Origin of the sequence: Flavobacterium chungnamense (assembly GCF_039539165.1) — a bacterium.
GTDB lineage: Bacteria > Bacteroidota > Bacteroidia > Flavobacteriales > Flavobacteriaceae > Flavobacterium > Flavobacterium chungnamense.
The window spans coordinates 1-26,221 of sequence record NZ_BAABCS010000017.1 but is presented as its reverse complement, the minus strand read 5'-3'; the positions used below and the strand labels follow the sequence as shown (position 1 = coordinate 26,221).

The 26,221-nt window shown below is 31.7% G+C and carries 29 protein-coding genes; 22 read left to right on the top strand and 7 right to left on the bottom strand.

Annotated elements, in window-relative coordinates; all coding sequences use genetic code 11:
- Positions 1-3 precede the first annotated feature (3 nt).
- Positions 4-1,860, bottom strand: a complete 1,857-nt coding sequence (locus ABD771_RS09100) for an ABC-F family ATP-binding cassette domain-containing protein (RefSeq protein WP_345093770.1) — start codon at positions 1,858-1,860, stop codon at positions 4-6.
- Between the two features lie 39 nt (positions 1,861-1,899).
- Here ABD771_RS09100 and ABD771_RS09095 point away from each other — a divergent pair, with 39 nt between their 5' ends.
- The 10 genes from ABD771_RS09095 to ftsY all read left to right on the top strand — a co-directional run bounded on the left by ABD771_RS09095 (position 1,900) and on the right by ftsY (position 9,633).
- Entirely contained in the window at positions 1,900-3,024 is a 1,125-nt protein-coding gene (locus tag ABD771_RS09095) for a glycosyltransferase family 2 protein (protein WP_345093768.1), read from the top strand.
- Positions 3,025-3,100: 76 nt separating this feature from the next.
- Entirely contained in the window at positions 3,101-4,408 is a 1,308-nt protein-coding gene (locus ABD771_RS09090) for a dihydrolipoamide acetyltransferase family protein (protein WP_345093766.1), read from the top strand.
- A gap of 142 nt (positions 4,409-4,550) precedes the next feature.
- The gene (locus ABD771_RS09085; RefSeq protein WP_298303249.1) at positions 4,551-5,327 is read left to right on the top strand and encodes a 3'-5' exonuclease; all 777 of its coding nucleotides are present in this window, start codon (positions 4,551-4,553) and stop codon (positions 5,325-5,327) included.
- A 38-nt stretch (positions 5,328-5,365) separates the two neighbouring features.
- A complete protein-coding gene (locus ABD771_RS09080; protein ID WP_345093764.1) occupies positions 5,366-5,977 on the top strand; it encodes a fumarylacetoacetate hydrolase family protein in 612 nt (203 codons plus the stop codon).
- Entirely contained in the window at positions 5,977-6,321 is a 345-nt protein-coding gene (locus ABD771_RS09075) for an Hpt domain-containing protein (RefSeq protein ID WP_345093762.1), read from the top strand. The genes ABD771_RS09080 and ABD771_RS09075 overlap by 1 nt, the downstream gene beginning before the upstream one ends.
- 255 nt (positions 6,322-6,576) lie before the next feature.
- Positions 6,577-7,827, top strand: coding sequence for a CinA family nicotinamide mononucleotide deamidase-related protein (locus tag ABD771_RS09070; RefSeq protein WP_345093760.1), 1,251 nt, complete (start codon positions 6,577-6,579; stop codon positions 7,825-7,827).
- Between the two features lie 74 nt (positions 7,828-7,901).
- Positions 7,902-8,138 carry a 50S ribosomal protein L28 gene (gene rpmB, locus ABD771_RS09065; protein ID WP_035126302.1) on the top strand — a complete coding sequence of 79 codons (237 nt, stop codon included), beginning with the start codon at positions 7,902-7,904 and terminating at the stop codon, positions 8,136-8,138.
- A gap of 27 nt (positions 8,139-8,165) precedes the next feature.
- Positions 8,166-8,348 carry a 50S ribosomal protein L33 gene (rpmG, locus tag ABD771_RS09060; protein WP_035126304.1) on the top strand — a complete coding sequence of 61 codons (183 nt, stop codon included), beginning with the start codon at positions 8,166-8,168 and terminating at the stop codon, positions 8,346-8,348.
- A 44-nt stretch (positions 8,349-8,392) separates the two neighbouring features.
- Positions 8,393-8,545 (top strand): DUF4295 domain-containing protein, encoded by a 153-nt coding sequence (locus ABD771_RS09055; protein ID WP_345093755.1) that lies wholly within the window; start codon positions 8,393-8,395, stop codon positions 8,543-8,545.
- Between the two features lie 134 nt (positions 8,546-8,679).
- The gene (gene ftsY / locus ABD771_RS09050; protein WP_345093753.1) at positions 8,680-9,633 is read left to right on the top strand and encodes a signal recognition particle-docking protein FtsY; all 954 of its coding nucleotides are present in this window, start codon (positions 8,680-8,682) and stop codon (positions 9,631-9,633) included.
- Between the two features lie 227 nt (positions 9,634-9,860).
- Here ftsY and ABD771_RS09045 read toward each other — a convergent pair whose 3' ends face one another.
- Entirely contained in the window at positions 9,861-10,940 is a 1,080-nt protein-coding gene (locus tag ABD771_RS09045) for a serine hydrolase domain-containing protein (protein WP_345093751.1), read from the bottom strand.
- Between the two features lie 104 nt (positions 10,941-11,044).
- Between ABD771_RS09045 and ABD771_RS09040 the strand changes: the two genes are divergently transcribed.
- Together ABD771_RS09040 and ABD771_RS09035 are read left to right on the top strand one after the other, a co-directional pair.
- Entirely contained in the window at positions 11,045-11,464 is a 420-nt protein-coding gene (locus ABD771_RS09040; RefSeq protein ID WP_345093749.1) for a lipocalin family protein, read from the top strand.
- Between the two features lie 7 nt (positions 11,465-11,471).
- Entirely contained in the window at positions 11,472-11,768 is a 297-nt protein-coding gene (locus ABD771_RS09035; RefSeq protein ID WP_345093747.1) for a DciA family protein, read from the top strand.
- Between the two features lie 77 nt (positions 11,769-11,845).
- On the opposite strand, the gene ABD771_RS09030 is transcribed toward ABD771_RS09035, so the two are convergent.
- Together ABD771_RS09030 and bshC are read right to left on the bottom strand one after the other, a co-directional pair.
- Positions 11,846-12,265: a nucleoside-diphosphate kinase gene (locus ABD771_RS09030; protein WP_298115186.1), complete on the bottom strand. Its 420-nt coding sequence runs from the start codon at positions 12,263-12,265 to the stop codon at positions 11,846-11,848.
- A gap of 81 nt (positions 12,266-12,346) precedes the next feature.
- Positions 12,347-13,939 (bottom strand): bacillithiol biosynthesis cysteine-adding enzyme BshC, encoded by a 1,593-nt coding sequence (gene bshC / locus ABD771_RS09025; RefSeq protein ID WP_345093744.1) that lies wholly within the window; start codon positions 13,937-13,939, stop codon positions 12,347-12,349.
- Positions 13,940-14,052: 113 nt separating this feature from the next.
- Between bshC and ABD771_RS09020 the strand changes: the two genes are divergently transcribed.
- The 10 genes from ABD771_RS09020 to ABD771_RS08975 all read left to right on the top strand — a co-directional run bounded on the left by ABD771_RS09020 (position 14,053) and on the right by ABD771_RS08975 (position 23,810).
- Positions 14,053-16,239 carry a B12-binding domain-containing radical SAM protein gene (locus ABD771_RS09020; RefSeq protein ID WP_345093742.1) on the top strand — a complete coding sequence of 729 codons (2,187 nt, stop codon included), beginning with the start codon at positions 14,053-14,055 and terminating at the stop codon, positions 16,237-16,239.
- Between the two features lie 221 nt (positions 16,240-16,460).
- Complete coding sequence (locus ABD771_RS09015; RefSeq protein ID WP_345093740.1) at positions 16,461-16,952, top strand: ankyrin repeat domain-containing protein; 492 nt, start codon at positions 16,461-16,463, stop codon at positions 16,950-16,952.
- Between the two features lie 6 nt (positions 16,953-16,958).
- Entirely contained in the window at positions 16,959-17,723 is a 765-nt protein-coding gene (locus tag ABD771_RS09010; RefSeq protein ID WP_345093738.1) for a T9SS type A sorting domain-containing protein, read from the top strand.
- 63 nt (positions 17,724-17,786) lie between these two features.
- Positions 17,787-18,173, top strand: coding sequence for an OB-fold protein (locus ABD771_RS09005; RefSeq protein ID WP_345093736.1), 387 nt, complete (start codon positions 17,787-17,789; stop codon positions 18,171-18,173).
- An 11-nt stretch (positions 18,174-18,184) separates the two neighbouring features.
- Positions 18,185-19,048, top strand: coding sequence for a DUF5777 family beta-barrel protein (locus ABD771_RS09000; protein ID WP_345093734.1), 864 nt, complete (start codon positions 18,185-18,187; stop codon positions 19,046-19,048).
- Between the two features lie 2 nt (positions 19,049-19,050).
- Positions 19,051-19,398: a hypothetical protein gene (locus ABD771_RS08995; protein ID WP_345093732.1), complete on the top strand. Its 348-nt coding sequence runs from the start codon at positions 19,051-19,053 to the stop codon at positions 19,396-19,398.
- 12 nt (positions 19,399-19,410) lie between these two features.
- On the top strand, positions 19,411-19,956 hold the full coding sequence (locus tag ABD771_RS08990; RefSeq protein WP_345093730.1) for a YceI family protein: 546 nt from the start codon (positions 19,411-19,413) through the stop codon (positions 19,954-19,956).
- A 153-nt stretch (positions 19,957-20,109) separates the two neighbouring features.
- Positions 20,110-20,595 (top strand): biotin/lipoyl-containing protein, encoded by a 486-nt coding sequence (locus ABD771_RS08985; RefSeq protein WP_345093728.1) that lies wholly within the window; start codon positions 20,110-20,112, stop codon positions 20,593-20,595.
- Between the two features lie 107 nt (positions 20,596-20,702).
- Complete coding sequence (accC, locus tag ABD771_RS08980; RefSeq protein ID WP_425556469.1) at positions 20,703-22,145, top strand: acetyl-CoA carboxylase biotin carboxylase subunit; 1,443 nt, start codon at positions 20,703-20,705, stop codon at positions 22,143-22,145.
- A 123-nt stretch (positions 22,146-22,268) separates the two neighbouring features.
- A complete protein-coding gene (locus tag ABD771_RS08975; RefSeq protein ID WP_345093724.1) occupies positions 22,269-23,810 on the top strand; it encodes an acyl-CoA carboxylase subunit beta in 1,542 nt (513 codons plus the stop codon).
- Positions 23,811-23,871: 61 nt separating this feature from the next.
- On the opposite strand, the gene ABD771_RS08970 is transcribed toward ABD771_RS08975, so the two are convergent.
- From ABD771_RS08970 to ABD771_RS08960, 3 genes are all read right to left on the bottom strand, one after another.
- Complete coding sequence (locus tag ABD771_RS08970) at positions 23,872-24,339, bottom strand: hypothetical protein (protein ID WP_345093722.1); 468 nt, start codon at positions 24,337-24,339, stop codon at positions 23,872-23,874.
- Positions 24,340-24,577: 238 nt separating this feature from the next.
- Positions 24,578-24,949, bottom strand: a complete 372-nt coding sequence (locus ABD771_RS08965) for a peptidase associated/transthyretin-like domain-containing protein (RefSeq protein WP_345093720.1) — start codon at positions 24,947-24,949, stop codon at positions 24,578-24,580.
- A gap of 206 nt (positions 24,950-25,155) precedes the next feature.
- The gene (locus tag ABD771_RS08960) at positions 25,156-26,088 is read right to left on the bottom strand and encodes a hypothetical protein (protein WP_345093718.1); all 933 of its coding nucleotides are present in this window, start codon (positions 26,086-26,088) and stop codon (positions 25,156-25,158) included.
- Positions 26,089-26,221 lie beyond the last annotated feature (133 nt).

The following is a 26,221-nucleotide window of genomic DNA, read 5'->3' as shown; positions in this document are numbered from 1 at the left end:
TTATTATTCCATTTTTGAACTCAACTCAAACCAACGTTCTTCTTTCTGCTCCATGGTTTGAATTATTTTCTGCAATTCATTTGCTTTCGCTTCTATATCATTATCGGCTACTTTTCCGTCAGAGAATAGTTGCTCGATTTGTTTCTTTTGGTACTCTAAATCTTTGATTTCTTTTTCAATTTTATTAAATTCTTTTTGTTCATTAAAATCTAATCCTGAAGAAATAGTTTTAGTTTTCCAATTATTCTTTTCCTTGTTATCGTCTTTATTTGTTGGCTCACTCGAATCTTCATAAGCTCTAAAATCAGAGTAATTTCCTGGGAAGTTTTCTACAATTCCGTCACCTCTAAAAACAAATAAATCATCAACAATCTTATCCATAAAATACCTATCGTGCGAAACTACAAGCAAACAACCTGGGAAATCCAACAAGAAACTTTCCAATACATTTAAGGTTACGATATCTAAGTCATTCGTTGGCTCATCAAGTATTAAGAAATTCGGATTCTGAATCAAAACTGTACATAAATACAAACGTTTCAATTCGCCACCAGAAAGTTTTTCAACAAAATCGTATTGTTTTTTACTGTCAAATAAAAATCGCTCCAATAACTGCGATGCTGAAATCAATTTTCCTTTCATCAACGGAATATATTCACCGTATTCCTTTATAATATCAATTACGCGTTGTCCCGGTTTTGGATTGATTCCGCTTTGTGTGTAATAACCAATTTTTATGGTATCACCAGTAATAACTTTTCCAGAATCCGTCGGAATGGTTTGTGTCAACAAGTTCAAAAATGTCGATTTTCCGGTTCCGTTTTTACCAATAATCCCAATTCGAGCACCACGTTGGAAATCAAAACTAAAATTCTCTAAAATCTTTTTATCGCCAAACTTTTTTGAAATTTTATGCAACTCAATAATCTTGCTTCCAAGACGTTCCATGTTGATTTCTAGTTCGATTTTATTTTCTTTTCGGCGACTTTCTGCCTTTTCTTTAATCACATAAAAGTCATCTTGACGCGATTTTGATTTGGTAGTTCTAGCTTTAGGTTGTCTTCGCATCCAAGCTAATTCTTTTACAAAAAGGTTTTGCGCCTTATCAATAGAAGCATTTTCTGAAGCTAATCGTTCTTCTTTTTTCTCTAAATAGTAAGAATAATTTCCTTTGTAACTATATAATTTTCCGTTGTCTAATTCTATAATTTCGTTACAAACGCGTTCCAAAAAGAAACGATCGTGCGTTACCATAAACAACGTAATGTTTTCTTTAGCAAAATAACTTTCCAACCATTCAATCATTTCCAAATCCAAGTGATTGGTTGGCTCGTCTAGTATTAATAAATCAGGTTTGTTGATAAGAATAATCGCCAACGATAGACGTTTTTTCTGTCCACCAGACATGTTTTTTACTTTCAATTTGAAATCTTCCAACTTCAATTTGAACAAAATCTGCTTGAATTGTGTTTCAAAATCCCAAGCATTATGTCGGTCCATATCATCGAAAGCTTTTTCGTAAGCTTCAGTATCTTCTGGGTTTTCTAATGCTTTTTCATAGCGTTCAATTACATGTAGAATTTCATTGTCTGATGCAAAAATACTTTCTTCAACGGTCAACTCATCTTGCAATTGAGGGACTTGCGATAGGAAAGCCATTTTGATTTCTTTTCTAATCACCACTTGCCCAGAATCTGGTTCGTCTTCGCCATTAATAATTTTCATAATGCACGTTTTGCCCGAACCATTTTTGGCAATAAAAGCAATTTTTTGGTCTTTGTTTATTCCAAACGAAATATCTTTGAACAAAGTGCGTTCTCCAAATGATTTCGAAATATTTTCTACAGAAAGGTAATTCACAGTTGTATTTTTTTTGCAAAAGTAGATTATATTTGTCAAATGCAACTATCGGTTATCATCCTAAATTATAATGTACGCTTTTTTTTAGAGCAATGCGTTTTAAGTGTCCAAAAAGCACTTGAAAACATTGATGGCGAAATCATTGTAATCGATAACAATTCTTCAGATGATAGTTGTGCGATGATGAAAAAATTGTTTCCAAATATAAAACTCATTGAAAACAAACAAAATTTAGGTTTTCCTAAAGGGAATAACATTGGAGTTGCACAAGCCAAAGGAGAATATATTTGTATTTTAAATCCTGATACAGTAGTTGCCGAAGATACTTTTATTAAAATACTTGATACTAAAAATTGGAAGCCAAACAGCGGAATAATTGGTTGTAAACTTATTGACGGAACTGGAAAGTTTCTACCCGAAAGTAAGCGTGGCATACCAACTCCATGGGTTGCCTTCACTAAAATCTTCGGATTATATAAAATTTCAAATGTTTTTGGAAAATATTACGCCCAACATTTAACCGAAAATCAATCTGGAAAAGTTGATATTCTTGTAGGTGCTTTTATGGTTATGAAACGCGAATTATATAATGAAATTGGAGGTTTTGATGAAAATTGTTTTATGTATTCAGACGATATTGATTTGAGTTACATGGCTTTGAAAAAAGGTAAAACCAATTATTATTTTCATGAAACAACTGTAATACATTATAAAGGAGAAAGCACTATTCGAGATGAAAAGTATATGAAGCGCTTTCAAGAAGCTATGAATTTCTTTTATACTAAACATTTTAAGAAATCAGTTGTATTCGACTTTTTTATGAAAATTGGTGTTTTTGTTTTTTCGTTTATTAAGAAAAATCAATCTAAAGAAATAAAAAGAACGATTGATGAATATATAATTTTTTCTAAAGATTCATTAGAATTGGATTTGAACAAAAAAGAAACAATTTTAAATGATTTTTCAGAATTCAAAAACAATGTAAATTTGAATACTGAAATCATTTTTGATACAAAATCATTTAGTTATAAGGAAATTATAGATTTTATGAATTCAAATAAAAGTAAGAATTTAACATTTAAGAATTATATTTCTAATTCTAATTACCTTATTGGAAGCAATAATTCAATTGATAGAGGAGAAATCATAACATTAAAAAATTAGTGTATTCTTTACAAAATGAAGATAAAATTACTAATTTTGCAATCATTATAAAAAAACACAACTTTAGTTTAAAGATATGGCAAAGTTTGAATTGAAATTACCTAAAATGGGTGAAAGCGTTGCTGAAGCAACAATTACCAATTGGTTAAAAAACGTTGGAGATACCATCGCAATGGACGAAGCAGTTCTTGAAATTGCTACCGATAAAGTGGATAGTGAAGTACCAAGTGAAGTTTCAGGTGTTTTAGTAGAACAACTTTTTGGGAAAGATGATGTGGTAAAAGTGGGTCAAACTATTGCAATTATTGAAACAGAAGGCGGAAGTGTAGAAGCACCTAAAACTGCTGAAGTTGCAGCTCCAATTGTTGCTGAAGTTGCTAAAACTGTAGAAGTAGCTAAAGAAAATGTTGCACCAGCTGATTTTAGTGGTTCTGATAAATTCTTTTCGCCATTAGTAAAAAACATTGCTAAAGAAGAAGGTGTTTCAGTTGCTGAATTAGAAAGTATTTCAGGTTCAGGAAAAGATGGTCGTGTTACTAAAGAAGATATATTAAATTTTGTAAAGAATAGAACAAGTCAGCCAGTTGTAGCACAAACTGTTACTCCAGTTGCACAACCTATAATACAACCTGTTCAATCTACAACAACTTCTGCTGTTCCAGTTTCTGTAAATGGTGGTGATGAAATTGTAGAAATGGACAGAATGCGTAAATTGATTTCTGGTTATATGGTCGCTTCGGTTCAAACGTCTGCTCACGTACAATCGTTTATTGAAGTTGACGTAACTAATATTGTAAAATGGAGAGATAAAGTAAAAGGCGCTTTCGAAAAACGCGAAGGTGAGAAATTGACTTTCACTCCAATTATGATGGAAGCAGTTGCTAAAGCTTTAAAAGATTTTCCTGGAATGAATATTTCTGTTGATGGTGATTATATCATTAAAAAGAAAAACATCAACTTAGGAATGGCTGCAGCATTACCGAACGGAAATCTTATAGTTCCAGTAATTAAAAATGCAGACCAATTAAACCTTGTTGGAATGGCAAAAGCTGTTAACGATTTAGGAAATAGAGCTAAAGCAGGAAAATTAAAACCAGACGATACTCAAGGCGGAACATATACAGTTACAAACGTAGGAACTTTTGGTTCGGTATTTGGAACTCCAATTATTAATCAACCACAAGTAGGAATCTTAGCTCTTGGTGCCATCAGAAAAGTTCCAGCAGTTATTGAAACTCCAGAAGGTGACTTTATCGGAATTCGTCAGAAAATGTTCTTATCACATTCTTATGACCACAGAGTTGTAGATGGTGCACTTGGCGGAAGTTTTGTAAAACGTGTAGCCGAATATCTTGAAGCATTTGATGTAAATAGAGAATATTAAAAAAAAATAAAAAAATATAAATTGTAACCCTTTCAATGATAACAAATTGAAAGGGTTTCTTAATTTTTGATTAAAACTTTTTAAATAATCGATAAACGGTAACAACATTATTTTATATTTGTCAGCTAACATTTTTAAAAAAATGGAATTAAAATTAAACAGACCAATTTGCTTTTTCGACCTTGAAACTACAGGAATTGATGTTGCTAAGGATAGAATTGTAGAAATCTCAATCTTCAAAGTATATCCTAACGGGAATAAAGAAAGCAAGACATGGTTAGTAAACCCAACAATTCCAATTCCACCTCAAACAACTGCTGTTCATGGTATTACTAATGAAAAAGTTGCTAATGAGCCAACCTTCAAAGAATTAGCATCTCAAGTTCATAATATGATTAAGGATTCTGATTTGGCTGGATTTAATTCAGATAGATTTGATATTCCGCTACTAGCTGAAGAATTACTTCGTGCTGAAGTTGATTTTGATATGAAAAACAGAGTTTCTGTAGATGTTCAAACTATTTTTCACAAAAAGGAAGAGCGAACTTTAAGTGCAGCTTTGAAATTTTATTGTGGTACCAATTTAGAGAACGCACATTCTGCAGAAGCGGATACTATGGCAACTTATGAAATTCTAAAAGCACAATTAGATAGATATGATGATTTAGAAAATGACATGAAATCATTAGCTGAATTTACAACTCGTAAAAAATCAGTTGATTTTGCTGGTTTTATTGCTTTGAATAATGAAGGAAAAGAAATTTTTACTTTCGGAAAAAACAAAGGTCAATTAGTAGAGGAAGTGCTTGAAAAAGAACCAGGATACTATGGTTGGATTCAAGGTGCTGATTTTCCTCTTTACACTAAAAAAGTATTGACAGGAATTAAACTAAGAAAACTTAATAATAAACTAAGTTAAAAGTAGGGTTTTTATCTTACAAATTGTTACTACTACTTATGAAAATAATTTGCATCGGAAGAAATTACGTTAAACATATCGAGGAACTTCAAAATGAACGTCCTGATGAGCCTGTAGTTTTCTTAAAACCGGATTCTGCAATTTTGTTAAAACAACATCCTTTTGTAATTCCAGAGTTTAGTGATGATGTGCACCATGAAGTTGAAGTTTTGGTTAAAATAAATAAAGTCGGAAAATATATAGATACAAAATTTGCTCACAATTATTACGATGAAATCGGATTAGGAATCGATTTTACTGCAAGGAATTTGCAAGCTAAGCTTAAAGAAAAAGGTTTGCCTTGGGAAAAATCTAAAGCTTTTGACGGTTCAGCGGTAATTGGTGAATTTTATCCGAAAAATGAGTTTATTTCATTAGAAAATATTAACTTTGAGTTACATAGCAATGGAAATGTAGTTCAAAAAGGAAATTCGAGTCACATGATTTGGAAAATTGATGAACTTATTTCACACGTTTCTCAATATTTTACATTAAAAAAAGGAGATATTATTTTTACAGGAACTCCAGAAGGAGTAAGTGCTGTAAAACCAAACGATATATTAGAAGGATTCATAGAAAATAAAAAATCATTTAGAATACAAGTTAAATAATGGCAATAAATTATAACCTCTCAAAAGTTTACGCTCTTTCGGATAATGATCCGGAATTTGTAATGCAAATTATCTCACTTTTTGTAACCGAAGTGCCTCAAGATTTGAAACAAATAGAGCAAGGTATTAAAGATAAAGATCACAAGCAAGCTTATGCTTATGCACACAAGATTAAGCCAACTCTAGACTTATTAGGAATGACAATGGCTTACGAAGAAATTCTCCAAGTCGAAGCATGGACAAGAGCAGAAGGTAAGAAGAAAGAAATTGAAGCTACTTTTGATAGCATTCAAGGTCAAGTTGATAAAGCAATAAAAGAAATTAAAAAAGATTTCGAAATATAATAGTTAGAAGAGAGCTAATGGCTTGGGATTTATTTTCAAGCCATTTTCAGCTTTCTTCAGTATCTTTTATTTTGTTGCCTGAGGCACTCGAAGGCAACAAAATAAAAGGATACTTGCTCCAATCCGGACTAAGTTGCGTTTCATTTTTTTTATTTGTACTATCTTTGCTAATCAAATTAATAATCGAAATCAATTTTTTTTGATATGATTGAAGTGACTGCATCACACAGTTGAAAAACAAATACTAAACTTCAAATGAAAGCAACCATAGTTACCATAGGTGACGAAATCCTAATAGGACAAATCATCGATACCAATTCAGGATACATCGCAAAAGCATTAGATAAAATTGGAGTTCAAACCCACGAACTACTATCAATAAGTGATGATAAGCAACACATTTTAGACACTTTTAAGTCGCTACAAAACAAAGTAGATTTTGTTGTTATAACTGGAGGATTAGGCCCAACAAAAGATGACATCACAAAGCATACATTTTGTGAATACTTCAACGATACATTAGTTGTAAATAAAGAAGTTGAATCGCATGTTATCGAATTGATTGAATCAGTAATGAAACGTCCAGCATCTCAAATGAACAAAGATCAAGCACTTGTTCCGTCAAAATGTGAGGTTCTTTTCAATAAAGTCGGGACAGCACCAGGTATGTGGATGAAAAAAGAAAATACAGTCTTTATTTCGCTTCCAGGCGTTCCTTATGAAATGAAATATATTGTCGAAAACGAAATCATTCCTAAAATAGTAAAAGAGTACAAACGACCTTACATTTTACACAAAACAATAATGACCTATGGACAAGGCGAAAGTCTTGTTGCTGAGCGAATTGAAAACTGGGAAAACAATTTGCCAGATTTTGTAAAATTAGCTTATTTACCTGCTCCAGGAAGAGTTCGTTTGCGTTTAACAGCTCGCGGAACTGAGAAAGAAATTCTCGAAAAAGCAATCGATAATAATGTAACATCGTTGGCTAAACTAATTGGAGATATTATTGTAGGATTTGATGAAGATGAAACAATCGAAGTCGTTTTAGGACGATTGTTAACGCATCATAAGAAAACAATATCAACAGCCGAAAGTTGTACTGGAGGAAAAATTGCACAAGTTTTGACTTCAGTTGCAGGAGCATCTTCCTATTTTCGTGGAAGTGTCGTTAGTTATGCAACAGATACAAAAGTTTCAGCTTTAGGAGTTTCAGAGGAAACAATTAATAAATACACAGTTGTTAGTAGTCAAGTTGCAAAAGAAATGGCAATAGGTGTCCAAAAACTAATGAAATCTGATTACGCAATTGCCACAACAGGTAATGCTGGACCATCAAAAGGTGATGCAGATGCAGAGGTCGGGACCGTTTTTTTAGCTTTAGCTACACCAAGTGAAGTAATAGTGGAAGAATTTAATTTTGGTCAACCACGTGAGAAAGTGATAGATAGAGCAGTAAATAAAGCATTTGAAATGTTACAAAAAGAAATTTTAAAAAATCTGTAATATTTTTTTGTGTATAAGGTTTCTTTTTTGTTTCTTTGCACCCTCGATTTGAATAACGATAAAAGATAAGCATAATGTCAAGAGTTTGTGACCTTACAGGTAAAAGAGCGATGGTAGGAAATAATGTTTCTCACGCAATGAACAAAACTAAGAGAAAATTTTCTGTAAACTTAGTTAAAAAACGTTTCTATCTTGCTGAAGAAGACAGATGGGTTACTTTAAGAGTAGCTGCTTCTACAATTAAAACAATCAATAAAAATGGATTAGCAGCTGTGTTAAAAACAGCTAAAGCTAATGGTTTTATTAAATAATTCCTTATCCAATAAAAATAAAGCAAGATGGCAAAGAAAGGTAATAGAATTCAAGTAATTTTAGAGTGTACTGAGCACAAAGGAACAGGTCTTCCTGGAACTTCACGTTACATAACAAACAAAAACAAAAAAAATACTCCAGACAGATTAGAGATTAAAAAATTTAATCCAATCTTAAAGAGAATGACTGTTCATAAAGAAATTAAATAATTAGAAATTTCACATTTGTTGAATTTCAAATACACATTTTAATCATGGCAAAGAAAACCGTTGCAACGTTACAAACAGCTTCTAAGAGATTAACAAAAGCTATCAAAATGGTAAAATCTCCTAAAACAGGTGCTTATACTTTTGTTGAAAGCATTATGACTCCAGAAGAAGTGGATGCTTTCTTACAAAAGAAATAATTCATAAAATAGATATATATCAAAGCTACTTTCGTATGGAAGTAGCTTTTTTATTTTTATATTTGTCTCTAATTTTATTGATAAGGACTAAAATCTTTTTTAGCAACCTTATTTTTAATACATAAATTGAAGAAATGAGTTTTTTTAAAAGAATATTTTCATCAGAAAAAAAAGAAACACTAGATAAAGGTTTAGAAAAAACTAAAACAACGTTTTTTTCTAAATTAACTAAAGCTATTGCTGGTAAATCTAAAGTTGATGATGAGGTTTTAGATAACCTTGAAGAGATTTTGGTCTCATCAGATGTTGGTGTTGAAACTACATTAAAAATCATAAAAAGAATTGAAGCAAGAGTTTCTAATGATAAATATTTAGGGACAGAAGAATTAAATCAAATCCTTCGTGAAGAAATTGCTTCTTTATTGTCTGAAACAAAGTCTGGTGAAGAATCAGAATTTAAAATTCCAGCTAATAAAAAGCCATACGTAATTATGGTTGTAGGAGTTAATGGTGTAGGAAAAACAACAACTATTGGTAAATTGGCGTTTCAGTTTAAAAAAGCAGGTTATAAAGTTGTTCTTGGAGCTGCAGATACCTTTCGTGCCGCAGCAATTGACCAATTGCAAATTTGGGCTGATAGAGTAGGAGTTCCGATAGTAAAACAGCAAATGGGAAGTGATCCAGCTTCAGTAGCATTTGATACTTTACAAAGTGCTGTAGCTCAAAATGCCGATGTTGTAATTATTGATACAGCTGGGCGTTTGCACAACAAAGTAGGTTTAATGAACGAGCTTTCTAAAGTTAAAAAAGTAATGCAGAAAGTGGTTGAAGATACACCAAACGATGTGCTTTTAGTTTTAGATGGTTCTACTGGGCAAAATGCATTTGAACAAGCCAAACAATTTACTGCTGCAACTGAAGTTTCTTGTTTAGCTGTAACAAAACTAGACGGAACTGCAAAAGGTGGTGTAGTTATTGGTATTTCTGATCAATTTCAAATTCCAGTTAAATATATTGGTGTAGGTGAAGGAATTGAAGATTTACAAGTTTTTAATAAATATGAATTTGTAGATAGCTTTTTTAAATAATTGCTTAAAAATCAAATTTTACCTATATGAATAAAATTGTATCTTTTTTTAAAACATCCTCACCGATAATTTTGATTTTAATTTGTTTCGGATTAGGAGTTTTAGCAAAACTTATAGAAAAGAAATTCTCGGATATAGCTATGGGTATACAACTTATAACTTTTATATTATTTGTGTATGCATTGAAAAGAATTTTTGATAAAATATTTAAATAAAAAATAAGCGCTTTATTGATATAAAGCGCTTATTTTTTGCCATAGTGTTTGGTCAAAATCAGATAAAGCAAAATTTACTCCATCTGCAACTTCACCCATTCTAATGATTACCATTTTTTTACTTGGTACTACATAAATCTTTTGGTCATTTTTACCTAAGGCACAATACATATCAATCGGTGCACTCGGAATGATACTTCCATTAAATTGAAATTGTGATTGAGGTAAATGATAAGAAGACTTCCCATTTAGCCACCACAAGTAACCATACGATTGATTTATGTTTTGCGATGTAGTTGTTGCGTTATTGAAGAAAGCTTCATTTACAACTTGATTACCATTCCATTTTCCTTTATTTAAAGCCATTAATCCAAAACGAGCCATATTTCTTGAAGTACTCCAATATACACTAAGTCCATCACCAGAATTTACCCATGCTCCTCCTGTCATACCAAGTTTATCTCTTAGTTTTGTATTGAAGTAGTTGGTCCAAGTTTGTCCACTTGCTTGTGCAATAACATCTTGAAGTTTTACATAAACATTATGATAGGCCCAACGAGTACCTGCATCTGCAACATACTGAAGATTTGAAGGAGTTACATCATCACCAAGAGCATCGTTCAAACCAGAGTTCATGCACAAAAGATTCTTACATGTAATTAAGTTTTCTTTTGCTAATGGTGCGCTTGTCCATCCAGTTCCTAAATAATCAGACACTTTATTATTAATATTAATTAATCCTTCCTGTTCGGCAATTCCAGTGACAGTTGATGTCAAAGTTTTACCTGCACTTGCCCAATACCAAGGTGTTGTTGCAGAATGTCCGTTGAAATAATTTTCTAAAACGATTCTTCCGTTTACTAAAACAATAAACGATTTGGAATGTTTCAATTCCAAATAGTCTAATAAAGGTTGAACGGCGCTTTGATTCCAACCTAAAGAAGAAATTGACTTTGTTTCCCAAGTGTCACTTCCATCATTTGTCGGAAAATACATTGTTTCTTCAGGAGTGCTAGGAGTACTTGTATCAGAATCGGAGCTACAACTGAAAATCAATAAAGAAAGCGCTAAAAGAGTAATATATTTTTTCATAATTGGGAGGTTTTTAATTAAGACAATAGATTATCAAAAAGGTTTAATCAAAAATACTTTTTTATTATTTAAAATATGTTGTAATTTTAGGTTTTATTAGAATTATGAAAAATACAATTACACTTTTTCTATCGTTATTACTTTTAGTTTCTTGTAATCAGTCCATTACAGATGAAGATATTGCTAAATTAAATGGCTACTGGGAAATAAAAAAGGTTGTTTTAAAAGACGGTGAGAAGAAAGATTACAAGATCAATGAAACAATTGATTATTTTCAGTTGAAAGATAAAAAGGGTTTTCGTCAAAAAGTAATGCCACAACTTGATGGAACATACAAAACTAACAACCTGAAAGAAGAGATTTCAATATCTAATGAAAATGGTAGTTATTTTGTTAATTATTCAACAAGTTATGGTAAGTGGAAAGAGGAAATTATTGAACTTCAAGATTCTGTTTTAGTTCTAAAAAATAAAGATGATTTAGAATATAACTATAAAAGATATAAACCTTTTTCTTTAAAGTAATTTTAAAATGGCAAAAAGAACAAGCAACGAAAGTTCTATATCAGAAGTTTTGCAACAGTTTATTCAAGTTAATAAACTAGAAGCTGGTATGGATAAAATTGATGTAGAACAGGCTTGGAAATCACTTATGGGAAATGGTGTAAATAGTTATACACAGGAAGTAATACTGAAAGGAACTACCTTGTATGTCAAATTAACTTCGGCTGTTTTAAGAGAAGAATTGAGTTATGGCAAACAGAAAATTATTGTGATGCTCAACGAAGAACTTCGAAAAGAAATAGTAAAGGATTTAGTTTTAAGATAAAAAAAAATCCCGATTCAATTAAGATTCGGGATTTTGTATTTAATAAATATCTGATATCAAATATCTAAAATTTAATATTAGAACTGCTCTCTTCCAGAAAAATGGAAAGCACCTTCGATAGCAGCATTTTCATCAGAATCTGAACCGTGAACTGCATTTTCTCCGATTGAAGTAGCATATTTTTTACGGATTGTTCCTTCTGCAGCATCAGCTGGATTAGTAGCACCAATTAAAGTTCTGAAATCTTCTACAGCATTTTCTTTTTCTAATATAGCCGCAACGATTGGACCTCTTGTCATGAATTCAACTAACTCACCGAAGAATGGTCTTGCAGCGTGAACAGCATAAAAAGCTTGAGCATCAGCAACAGTTAATTGAGTTAATTTCAAAGAAACGATTTTGAAACCACCTTCAGTAATCATGTTTAAAATCCCACCGATGTGTCCGTTTTCAACAGCATCAGGCTTAATCATTGTAAATGTTCTATTTGTAGCCATTTTTATTTTAATTTATTTGTTTTTTATTTCAATTCGCGTGCAAAAGTAGTGTTTTTTTGAAGAATTACAAGAAAATATCGTTTATAAAGTGATGATTTTAAATTCTTGTGAAAGCGGATGGAGTTCTGTTAATAATTCTTCAATTAATGTGTTTCCAAATTCTAAATAGAATTCACTAAAATTAGCTTTACGTTCCTGTAAACTTTGATTTGGAAACAGTTCGTTTTGTAGTGAAACAATTCTCACAAGTTTTTCTGTGTGAACTCTTTTTTCGGCTTTTAAAAGGCGTTTTTCAAGATTATCTAGACCTTTTATTTGTTTGATTTCTTGAGCTTTTACTGCTCCAATAAATGATTTGTCGGTTTGATTAGCGATGGTATATAAGTTCTCAAATTGTTTTTTCAAATGTTCTTTTTGTATAGAAAAATCTATTGTAAATTCAGAAAAATCTTTAGTTTTTGAATCTAACAATACTCTTTGCTTAGAAAATAAATCACTCCACGATAGTTCTAATTTATCTGCTCCTTCATCTTGCTTTTGTGTAGTTAAAAGAACTGAATTTCTTAGTAACAAAATTGGAAAAGTAATATTGTTCTCTTCAAAATTAGATTTCAATTCTAACCAATAAGCCAACTCGCCACCACCACCAATATAGCACAGATTTGGTAAAATAACCTCTTGATATAAAGGTCTCAAAATTACATTTGGACTAAACTTTTCAGGATGATTTTCTAATTCGTTTAGAACTTCAATTTCAGAAAATTGAGTTGTGGTGTTGTTTACTTTATAAATTCCGTTTTCAAAAATAATTCGTTCACGTAAATTATCTTCAATGTAAAATAGATTAATTTCACGCGGATTTACTTGTACGAAATATTCTTTCAAAAGTTCGTTGGTTTCTGTAACTTTTTTAAATGATGTTTGTTCTAAAAGCTCTTTTTTAACAAAAGGAATAAATAGTTTTTTTAATTCAATTGAATCACCATCAATAATCACCAAACCTTCACTTTGGAATAATTCGTTAGCTAAAAATCGAGTTGCATCTGCTAAATTTGAATGTTTTAAATAAGCATTTTCAAATAGATTTTTTAAAAAATTGGCATTATTTGAAGTTCCAATCTCTTTAGAAAATAAATCGAAAACTTTATCTAAACCTTCTGTTGATAAACGTCCTACAGGTCCAGTACTCTCATGATTCCATCTAAAAACTTTACCTTGGTAATTGAAATAATTGATTTCATCAAAATCATGATCTTCGGTAGCCATCCAATAAATGGGTACGAAATTATTTTCAGGATATTCTTTTTTTAATTGTTTGCAAAGATTGATCGTAGAAACAATTTTGTATAAAAAATATAGTGGTCCTGTAAATAAATTCAACTGATGACCAGTAGTAATTGTGAAAGTGTTAGCGTTGTTTAAAAGTTTAATGTTGTTTAAAGTTATTTTGGAAACTTCAAAATTTTGATATTGCTTTTCAAGTTCAGAAACTAAAATTTCTCTTTTGCCATTGCTATTGAAGTTGCTGCTTTTTTCTTCAATTTGCTTCTCAAAGTTTTCGATAGTTGGAAAATGATTGTATAGCGGCTTTAACTCTGACCTTTCATCTAAATAATCTATCATCAATTTAGTGAAATATCCTGAATTTTGGTACGTTATACAATCGCTTGGCATGTTTAAAATTTTTTGTAAAAATACTTAAAAATCAAGTTCAAAATACATTTTCAAATTCACAAAAAATAGTTAAAACCTTAATTATTAATTTTACTTTTGCAAAAACATTTCCATTGAAAGACCTTCTTCTAATAACGCCACCTTTTACCCAACTGAATACACCTTATCCAGCAACGGCTTATATTAAAGGTTTTCTGAATACTAAAGGAATTTCTGCTTTCCAAATGGATTTGGGAATTGAAGTCATTTTAGAGCTATTTTCAAAAAATGGTTTAGAGAATTTATTTCAAGTTTCAAGTTTCAAGTTTACAGAGTTTGGTCAAAATTCGAATCGTATTTATTCTTTGCAAAACGATTACATCAAAACCATCGATGCCGTAATTGCATTTCTTCAAGGTAAAAATCCTTCTTTAGCACGTCAAATTTGTAGTGGAAATTTTCTTCCAGAAGCTTCACGATTTTCACAATTAGATGATATGGAATGGGCATTTGGAACCATGGGAATGCAAGATAAAGCCAAGCATTTAGCCACATTATATCTAGAGGATTTATCCGATTTTATTGTAGAATGTGCCGATGAAAATTTTGGTTTCAGTCGTTATGCGGAACGTTTGGGAAGAAGTGCTAATTCGTTTGATGAATTGTATAATCATCTTAAAAGTGAACCAACTTACATCGATAAAATTACACTCAAAATTCTAAAGGATAGAGTAGAAGCAGTGCAACCAAAACTAGTTTGCTTTTCTGTTCCCTTTCCAGGGAATTTATATAGTGCTTTTCGTTGTGCTCAATTCATGAAAAGTAATTTTCCAACAATCAACATCGCGATGGGTGGTGGTTTTCCAAATACCGAACTGCGTGAACTAAAAGACAAACGAGTTTTTGAATTCTTTGATTTTATAACTTTGGATGATGGTGAACTTCCAATTGAACTGCTGACTTTGAATGTTCAAAATCCAAATTCTGAGGAGTTTAAAAGAACTTTGAAATTAGTGAATAAGGAAGTTACCTATGTTAACAATTCATCAAAACCAGATTATAAACAAAGCGAAGTTGGAACTCCAGATTATTCTGATTTGCAACTTCAAAACTACATTTCGGTTATCGAAATTGCCAATCCAATGCACAGTTTGTGGAGCGATGGTCGTTGGAATAAACTTACCATGGCACATGGATGTTATTGGGGAAAATGTACTTTTTGCGATATTTCTTTAGATTATATTAAATTATACGAACCTATTGCCGCTAAAATTCTAGTAGATAGAATGGAGGAGTTAATTCTGCAAACAGGTGAAAACGGCTTCCATTTTGTAGATGAAGCTGCGCCACCAGCATTGATGCGTGAAGTTGCTTTGGAAATTATCAAAAGAAAGATAGTAGTTTCGTGGTGGACCAATATTCGATTTGAGAAAAGTTTCACATCCGATTTGTGTCTTTTATTAAAAACATCAGGTTGTATTGCGGTTTCAGGAGGTTTGGAAGTTGCTTCCGATAGACTTTTAGAGCTAATTAAAAAAGGAGTAACGGTAGAACAAGTTGCACAAGTAACAAGAAATTTCACCGAATCTGGAATTATGGTCCATGCCTATTTAATGTATGGTTATCCAACACAAAGCGTTCAAGAAACGGTTGATAGTTTAGAAATGGTGCGACAACTTTTTGAATTAGGAATTTTACAAAGTGGTTTTTGGCACCAATTTGCCATGACGACACATTCACCTGTTGGAATGTTTCCTGAGGAATTTGGAGTAATTCCTGAGCAAAATGAAATTACTTTTGCCAATAACGACATAAATTTTAAAGATAAAACCGGAATCAATCACGACAAATTTAGCTTCGGATTAAAAAAGTCATTGTTTAATTATATGCACGGAATTTGCTTCGACTATGACCTTCAAGATTGGTTTGATTTTAAAATTCCAAACACAAAAATTCCTTCCGACTATATTGTTTCTTGTCTTGAAAAAGAAACGGATTTTAACATTAAATCTTCTGCAAAAATTGTTTGGATAGGAGGAAAGCCAACTTCAGAAATTTTTACAAAATCTAAAAAAGGAAACTCGTGGGAAATGACCAAATTAACTTTTCATGATAAAATTGAAACCTTTGATATTTCTATAGAAAATGACAAGGCTGAATGGTTGGTTGAAACTCTAGAAAAAGTATCTGTTTTCGGTGATTCCAAATTCACATTTTCTCAATTAAAATCTGATTTTGAAAACTCTTTCGAGGATTTTGAATTGTTTTGGTATTCAAAACCAATGGCTACTTTAAGAACATTTGGACTTTTAGTTTTATAAAAAAACGTTATCGATTTTTTAATTACTTGCATGCTATTTCTTTTGATTTGAAAATAGTTGTACAAATGAAATACAAATTCTAATTCTTATCGTATATGCAGTCATTAAGAGTTAAAAAATTCTATTTCATAAACATTTATTTACACTCAAACTATAATACATATCATAAAATTGATAAATTTGTAAAAAAAAAAGATAAATTGCGAAAAATTCTGTTAATTTTGTTTATATCAATAAATGCTGTTTTTGCTCAAAATGTTAATTGTTTTGATGTGGCTAGAAAGGGTAATTTATCTGATATTAAAGCACTTTTTGAAAAAGACAAAAGCATTATTGACGCCATTGATGATAAGGGTTCAAGCATGCTTATATTAGCTTGTTATAGAGGTAATGATGAAGTGGTAAGTTTTTTATTGGACAACAATGTCGATGTGAATTTTGTTTCAAAAAACGGAACAGCTTTGATGGCTTGTGTTGTAAAAAGTGAATTTGAATTTATAGATAAATTACTACTAAAAGGAGCGAAAATAGATGTAACTGACCAAAATGGTATAACAGCATTAATGTTGGCGGTTCAGTTTAATAATCCAGAAATGGTTAAAAAATTATTGAACGCCAAAGCCAATAAGGAGCTTAAATGCAATCAAAATAAAACGGCTTTTGAATATGCCGTAGAATTTAATTACAAAGAAATTATAAACTTGCTAAAATAAATTACTATGAAAAAAATTACCTTTTTATTATTTGCTCTTGCTTGCTTTAAGGGTTTTTCACAATCGAAGTCGACCGGAGTTATTAATTTAACTTCAAACATGACGGCAAACTTTACTTTGAACAATACTACTTCTAAAGTCACTTTGGTTTTAACAGGTCCATCAGATAGATGGTTTGCACTTGGTTTAGGTGTTGATTCTGGTTTTTCCATGTCTGCTGGTGATGTTGTGGTTTATTCAACTTCATTAACAGATAGAAATTATGTTGGGTTTGTTGCTCCAGCCAATGATGCCAGTCAAGATTGGACAACAATTACCAATACAGTAGCTTCTGGCATAAGAACTTTAACACTTGAAAGAGCATTAACAAATGCTGACACTAACGATTTTCAACTGCCTTATGCTTCTACCAATTCTATAAATTTAGCTTGGGCACGTTCGGCATCTGCAACAACAACTCTTGCTAGTCACGGAACTGGTAATAGAGGCTTTGCAACAGGATCTTTCACAACTTTGGGGAAAGAAGATTTTTCTTTAAATGCTACTTCAATTTTTCCAAATCCTTCTTCTGGTGAGTTTTCTATTAAAACTAAAACCAATCTATCCAAAGTAAACGTATATAGTCAAACAGGAGCTTTAGTTAAAACAATTGATGTTACAGATGAATCTAACGAAGTTGAAATAAAAGTTAGCGGACTTCAATCTGGAGTTTACTTTTTAGAATTGCAAAATGATTCTGAAAAATCTTGGAAAAAGGTTATCGTTAACTAATAGAAGTAAAATCTATTAACATTAGAGTTTGCTTAATTGTGAACTCTATTTTTTTTTTTAAACATGAGTAAAAAAGTAAAGATTTTAATAGGACTAATTGTGATTATAACTACAGGTTATTTTGGATACAATTATATAATGACTGGAGGAGCTAGAGATGTTCAAACTGAAAAATCGGAATACACCACATCTGCAACTAACGTTTTTACTGAGTTTTCCAATAACTCAGAAACTGCAACTGCTAAATATTTAAACAAAACAGTTGAAATTTCAGGAAAAGTCACCAATGTTGGTGAAAATGTAATCACTTTGGATGAGAAGGTTTCTTGTCAATTGCAAGTTGCTGAAAAAGTTGCTATTGGAAGTCAAGTTAACATTAAAGGACGTGTAACTGGTTATGACGACCTTTTAGAAGAATTAAAATTAGATCAATGTTTAATCGTAAAATAAGAACAAGAAAAATGAAATTATCTAAAATTGCTTTTTCAGTATTTTTTCTATTTGTATTTGGATTTTCCAATGCACAAGATGATTTATTGAATGAATTAGATTCTGTTAGCAAAGGAAAAAAAGAAATTGAAATTGCTGCATTTAAAGGCTTGCAAGTATGTACAATGCAGTCTACCAAACTTGCTGCTAAAGGCGAATGGTATTTTTTGGTTTCTCACAGATTTGGTGACTTAACAGATGGTTTAGATAATTTCTTCGGATTGGATAATGCATTAACTAAAATTGGAGGTTTGTATGGAGCAACAGATTGGTTAACATTCGGTATTTCTCGTCATACCTTGAATAAAAACTATGAATTGTCAGCTAAGTATAAGTTTGCTAATCAAGAAGTTGATGGTTTTCCGGTAACTATCGTAGGTTACAATACAATAGATATCAACTCTAAGTTAAGTAAAGATGAGTTTCCAGAATTGAAATCATCAAGTAGATTTGCTTTTAGTACACAATTACCTATATCAAGAAAGTTTTCTAACAGTTTTTCTTTGGAGTTAAATCCAATTTATATTCATAAAAACTTATATGAGCCATTATTTGAAGAAAAAGATAATTTTCTTTTAGCACTTGGTGGACGATACAAGTTGTCTAAAAGAATCAGTTTGAATATGGAATATGCAGCTCGATTGAATGCTAGAGAAACTAGTTTTTATCACAATCCAGCAACAATTGGTATAGATATTGAAACTGGTGGGCATGTATTTCAATTGCTCTTCTCCAACAGTCAAGCGATGAACGATGTTAGTTATTTTACCAATGCTAACAGAATAACAGAAGGAAAAGGTATATATTTTGGTTTTAACTTATATAGAGTGTTTTAAATATGAAAGCATTAAAAATTATAATAGTATTGATGATTGCCTGTTTTATTGGGTTTTCATGTGAGACACAAACCTATTCGGAAATTTCTGGAGAGGTTGTTAATCCAACATACACAGACAATGTAAAACCCATTATTGTAAACAATTGTTTGTCATGTCATAGCGTTGCAGGAGGCGAATTACCAACAATGGAAACCTACGCACAAGTAAGAGATGCAGCTGAAAACGGAAACATGATTTGCAGAATTGACGACCAATCTTGTGGTGCAGTAATGCCGCAATCTGGAAGAATGCCTCAAACAAGAATTAATACAATCAAAAAATGGGCAGCTAACGGATTTCCTAACTAAAAAGATTTGAAAATGAAAAAGATAATATTATTTACAGGATTATTGTTTTCTACTTGCTTGTTTTCACAAAAGATGATGACACGTTCTGGAGAAATAAAATTTGAAGCATCAATGCCTGCCTTCGAAGAAGTTGCAGCAAAAAACAATACTGTTTCATGTATTTTCGATAAATCTACAGGTGATATTGCTGTTTTGGCATTGGTGAAAGCATTTCGATTTAAAGTGCCTTTAATGGAGGAACACTTTAATGAAAATTATATTGAAAGTGATAAATTCCCAAAAGCTACCTTTAAAGGAAAAGTTATCAATTTTGATGCTGCAAAAGTAGCTGCAGGTAAAGCAGCTTTCGATGTTGAAGGTGATTTAACTTTACATGGTGTTACTAAAAAAGTAAAAACTAAAATTACATTTGTACAATCTGGTGAAAAGCTAGTGGCTACTTGTAATTTTAAAGTTAAACCTGCAGATTATAATATCAAAATACCATCTGTAGTTAAAAGTAAAATTGCAGAATCAGTAGAAATTGATTTAAAATTTGACTTAGAAAAGAAAGTATAATTTTAAATTCAAAACCATAAAAAAAGACTCCAGCTTATAAGTTGGAGTCTTTTTTTATATTTAAGCTATATTAAATTTTCAATTTTCTGATAATTATCAGTTCCGAAAACGTTTTCTTTTGCTAAATTTACTTCCAATAAAAACTAATCAAATATGAGCAATAATTACAAGCTTTCTGTTAATCATTCAACTTCGTTTGATTTATCAGAAAGTGACCTCAAAAACCTTGATGCCGTTAGTGTGGAAAAAGACAAGTTCCACGTTTTGAAAAATCACAAACCTTACAAAGCGGAGATTGTTTCTGCAGACTTCTTAGCAAAAAAATATACTGTTAAAGTAAATAACAATACGTATGAAGTTGCTATTGAAGATGCTTTGGATATCCAAATCAAGAGCATGGGAATTGAACGTGGCAGAACTAAAGTGGTTAATGCTATCAAAGCTCCAATGCCAGGATTAATTCTAGAAATTAATGTAGAAGTTGGACAAACAGTTAAAGAAAATGATTCTTTATTAATCCTTGAAGCCATGAAAATGGAAAATAGTTTCCTTTCACCTCGTGATGGAGTAATTAAATCTATTGCTGTAGAAAAAGGTCACGCTGTAGACAAAGGACAATTGTTAATTGAATTTGAATAGGAAAAATAGAAACAAGAATTAGGAGGCAAGAAACAAGTGGCATAATAGTGTCTTTCTTCTTGCAGTAAAGCGGTCTTTCTTCTTAAAATCTTTAAAATATGAAAAAAATAACCAAAATATTAGTTGCCAATCGTGGTGAAATTGCCATAAGGGTAATGAAAACAGCAAAGAAAATGGGTATCAAAACGGTAGCCGTATTTTCAACTGCCGATAGAAATGCACTTCATGTAAAATATGCTGATGAAGCAGTTTGTATTGGAGAAGCCGCTTCAAGCCAATCGTATTTGCGTGGTGATAAAATCATTGAAGTTTGTAAAGAACTTAGTGTTGATGCAGTTCATCCTGGATATGGATTTTTAAGTGAAAATTCTGCTTTCGCTGAAGAATGTGAAAAAAACAACATCATTTTCATCGGACCAAAATCGAAAGCCATCGAAATGATGGGAAGTAAATTAGCCGCAAAAGAAGCGGTGATGAAGTATGATATTCCAATGGTTCCTGGAGTTGATCATGCGATAACCGATTTAGAAGAAGCAAAGAAAACTGCCAAACAAGTTGGATTTCCAATTCTGATAAAAGCTTCAGCTGGTGGCGGTGGAAAAGGAATGCGTATTGTAGAAAAAGAAGAAGATTTTGAATCTCAAATGGATAGAGCAATTTCTGAAGCTACAAATGCTTTTGGTGATGGTTCGGTTTTTATTGAAAAATATGTAACCAAACCGCGTCATATCGAAATTCAAATTATGGCTGATAGTCATGGAAATGTTTTGTATGTATTTGAAAGAGAATGCAGTATTCAACGTCGTCATCAAAAAGTAGTAGAAGAAGCGCCATCATCTATTTTAACTCCAGAAATGCGTAAAAAAATGGGAGAAGCCGCTGTAAAAGTGGCTCGTGCTTGTGATTATCTTGGAGCTGGGACAGTTGAGTTTTTATTAGACGATAAACACAATTTCTATTTCCTCGAAATGAATACGCGTTTACAAGTAGAGCATCCAGTTACTGAAATGGTTTCAGGTTTGGATTTGGTCGAATTGCAAATAAAAGTAGCTCGTGGAGAAGCTTTAGAAATCAAACAAGAAGATTTAGTAATTCACGGTCATGCTATGGAACTTCGTGTATATGCCGAAGATCCAATGAATGATTTCTTACCAAATGTTGGAAATTTAAGTACTTATAAGTTACCAGAAGGCGAAGGAATTCGTGTAGATAATGGTATCGAAGAAGGTATGGATGTTCCAATTTATTATGATCCAATGCTTTCTAAATTGGTTACGTACGGAAAAACACGTGAGGAATCAATCGAATTAATGATTAAAGCTATCGACAATTATCATGTAGAAGGTGTTGCTACAACTTTACCTTTCGGAAAATTTGTAATGGAACACGAAGCATTCCGTTCAGGTGATTTTGATACTGGTTTTGTAAAAGCTTATTACAGTCCTGAAAAACTGAAAGCAAATCTAGATATAGAAGCTGAAATTGCAGCGATGGTTGCCTTGAAACAGTATTTAGAAGATAAAAAAGTGTTACGATTACCTATTAATTAAAGAAAATAGAAGAAAGACCACTGCGTTGCAAGAAGAAAGGCAAATTAATAGATTACCTGTCTTGCAGTGAAACGGTCTTGCTTCTTTCAGTAAAGCTGTCTTTTTTCTTAAAAACAAAAATAAATGGAAGATAAAATTAAAATATTAAACGATAAAATAGCTTTAGCCAAATTAGGCGGAGGCGAAAAACGAATTGCATCGCATCATGCCAAAAAGAAATTAACGGCTCGTGAGCGTGTGGAATATCTTATGGATGAAGGTTCTTTTGAAGAAATCGGAATGTTGGTAACGCACAGAACGACCGATTTCGGAATGGAAAAAGAAATCGTTTACGGCGATGGTGTTGTTACAGGTTACGGAACAATTAATGGTAGAATAGTGTATGTTTTTGCACAAGATTTCACCGTTTTTGGAGGTTCATTATCAGAAACTCATGCTGAGAAAATCTGCAAAGTAATGGACATGGCTCTAAAAAGTGGCGCGCCAATGATTGGATTAAACGACTCTGGTGGAGCAAGAATTCAAGAAGGTGTTCGTTCGCTTGGTGGTTATGCCGATATTTTTTACAGAAATGTACAATCAAGTGGTGTAATTCCGCAGATTTCTGCCATTATGGGACCTTGTGCTGGTGGAGCAGTTTATTCACCTGCTATGACCGATTTTACTATGATGGTAGAAGGAAATAGTTATATGTTTGTAACTGGTCCAAATGTGGTAAAAACCGTTACTAACGAAGAAGTAACTTCAGAAGAATTGGGCGGAGCGAGTACGCATTCTACTAAATCTGGTGTGGCACATATTACTTCACCAAACGGAATTGAATGTTTGGAAGACATCAAAAAACTATTGAGTTATTTGCCACAAAACAACAGAGAAACTACACCAAAATTACCTTATGTAACCAACGAAGAAGTTCGCGAGAAATTGGATACTATTGTTCCTGATAATGCCAACAAGCCTTATGATATGCATGATGTAATTGACAACATCATCGACGAAGATTCTTTCTTTGAAATTCATAAAGATTTTGCAGAAAATATTATTGTAGGTTTTGCTCGTTTAGGAGGAAGAAGCATAGGAATTGTAGCAAACAATCCTAAATTTTTAGCAGGATGTTTAGATGTAAAATCCTCTATCAAAGCGGCTCGATTTGTACGTTTCTGCGATTGTTTCAACATTCCTTTATTGGTTTTAGAAGACGTTCCGGGATTCTTACCTGGAACCGACCAAGAATGGAATGGTATCATCGTTCATGGTGCTAAATTATTATATGCTTTCAGTGAAGCTACTGTACCTAGAGTTACTGTAATAACTCGTAAAGCTTATGGTGGTGCGTATGACGTAATGAACTCTAAACACATTGGTGCTGACATGAACTTTGCATGGCCAAGTGCAGAAATTGCTGTAATGGGAGCCAAAGGAGCTTCAGAAATTATCTTCAAAAAAGAAATTAGCGAAGCAGCCGATCCAGCAGCTAAATTATTAGAAAAAGAAGCAGAATATGCCGAGTTGTTTGCAAATCCTTACACAGCAGCGCAACGTGGTTTTATTGATGAGGTTATCTTACCAAAAGATACTCGAAGAAAACTATTAAAAGCTTTCAGTATGCTTGAAAATAAAGTAGTTGATACACCAAAACGCAAACACGGAAACATTCCGTTATAATTATTTTTTTCATAAGTTAAAAACCCGTTTTGTATTGCAAAACGGGTTTTTTTGTGAGGCTTTACACTTGACCTTTTCTTGGAAATTCAGGCTTTTTTGGAATAATATTGATTTCTTTTTTTAATTGAAATGTAGTTTTACCCGAGGCAATTTTTAAAAAGACTTTGTAATTTCTAGGAGTAGTAAAAGTAGTGTCCAATTTGATAGCAAAATCACCATTTAGGGCTTTTTCATTTGAAGATAAGACGATTATAAACGAGTCATCGGAGTTCTTTTTTATTTCATAATTTACTGAAACAGCTTCATTCATTACTGGAATTAGAATACTATTTGACCAATCATTAATAACCATTGGTTGCTCAAATTTTAGATATTTATCTACTTCAGTAGGATAAATTTGTTTTCCATCGAGCACTATTTTTTGTATGTCCCAATTACCTTCAATACTGATTCTGTTGGGTTTGTAAAAAGCAAAATACAATACAAAAACCACTAGAAGACTAATAAATACTATTTTAATTCTTTTCATTGGTTGGGAATGTTGTATTTTTTGAGAAAGGTTTACACAAAATTCGCATTAATTACCTAAAAATGGCGAGTAGCCATAAACAGCCTTTTTTGCTAACGTCTTGCGTCTTGCGACAGCTGCGACGATTTATTACTAATGATTCCAAGTACAAAACTTGGCTTTGAATTTTCGCAGAAAATTCGGGAAAACACCAAGCCACGCAGTTGTTGCAAACTGCTGTTATGCGTTCGTAGTTCTTTCAATAGCCTTTCAGTTTGCCTTTTTTCAGAATCTTATTTTTTGAATAATATATTACTCTTCTTTTTTTCAAATTAACTTTTACAAAGTCAACATTTTCCAATAACTTGAATTTTATACGCGGACCAAGAAAACTTAATTCTATATCAACATTTAAGTCAATCAAATTCAATTCTGCTTTGCCATTTATATCAGTTTGAGTTTCTATGGTTGGTTTTGAATTTTTGATCATAATATTTACTCCGGGCATTGGCTGTTTTTCTTCGGCAAGTATTTCAAACACAACTTTTCTTGTTTCAGTTTGGCTGTAACAATTAAGTAACCCAAAAATGGATAAAACTAAAATCAAGTATTTTGCCTTTCTGTTTTTCAATTACCTTTCCCTTTATAAAGCAGTTTCTTAAACTATGACGCATAACGTATGTGGCTTGCACCAGTTGCTGCTGCAATCACTGACCAAAACAAATCTACTGAATTTCTTTGAAAGATAAAGTTGTAGTCACCAGATTATTTTTCCACGAAGACAAAAATAGCAAGCGCATGCCCAGCAATTGGTGCAAACCATTGTTATACAACGTTTTATTTTGTGTAAAGATAATTTTCAAAATTATTATTCACGTCATAAAAGTCATATTCAAATTTATTAATCCAGCAACTTATAATTCCACTTTTAATTTTTTGGTCAGTTTTGATGATTTCATTTATTCGATTGTTAAGTTTATCATCTATTTCAAAGTTCTGGTTTTTATTTAAATATAAAATAGTATTTGCAATTAAAAGCCTTGCCGTTGGACTTGGTGAATAAATCAAATTCTTTAGTGAAGCAAAATCTTTTGATACAATAAAGAATCTTATATAATCAAAAGTTGGCGAATCTAATCCGTTTAAAATATAATATGGTTCTTCCAATTTTGAGCCATGCAAAACGTCATTAAAATAACTCAATGCTTCTGCTTTTTTTGAGTTTTCATTAAATTCAACAAGATATAAATCACCATGTTTTTTTATATATTCTTGTACATTACTTTCAATAATTTTGTCAAAAGTTAATTTGTCATTTTTGCATTCAACTACAAACTTAATGTCAGCTTTTAGATAGTTGAAAACGATTTCTCTATCGATATCAATAGTAAACCTAATTTTTAAAATTTTATTTTCAAAATATAATGCACTTATATATATAGAACCATAGCCACCATAATCTTGATGAATTGATGTTTTTAGGTTGTAACCACAATCATAAGTTTTATTAGCGAAATTACCTTCACCTGAAATAAAGTTTGGAAAAACTCTTTGAATATCCTCAAGAGTATTAAATTTAGTGTATAGTTTATTTAGTTTTTTAATGCTTTCTCTGTCAATATCAACCCAATCTAATTCAATAGGTTTTTTATTTTCTACTTCGGAATAATTACAGATATTAATTGTAAAATCATTTATAGTGTCAAGACTTTTGTTTTGACTGTAAATTGATTGAAAAAAAAGTGTAAATATTATTATTTGATACTTCATTGAAAAGCAATTTTTTAAAATGTTGTATAACGTCAGACTGTGAAAAAACTTCACAATCTCATTAACAAATATAGTTAAAAACTTGTACTAAAAATAGAATTTTTGTAGTTTTAATGATGCAACATATTCAAGG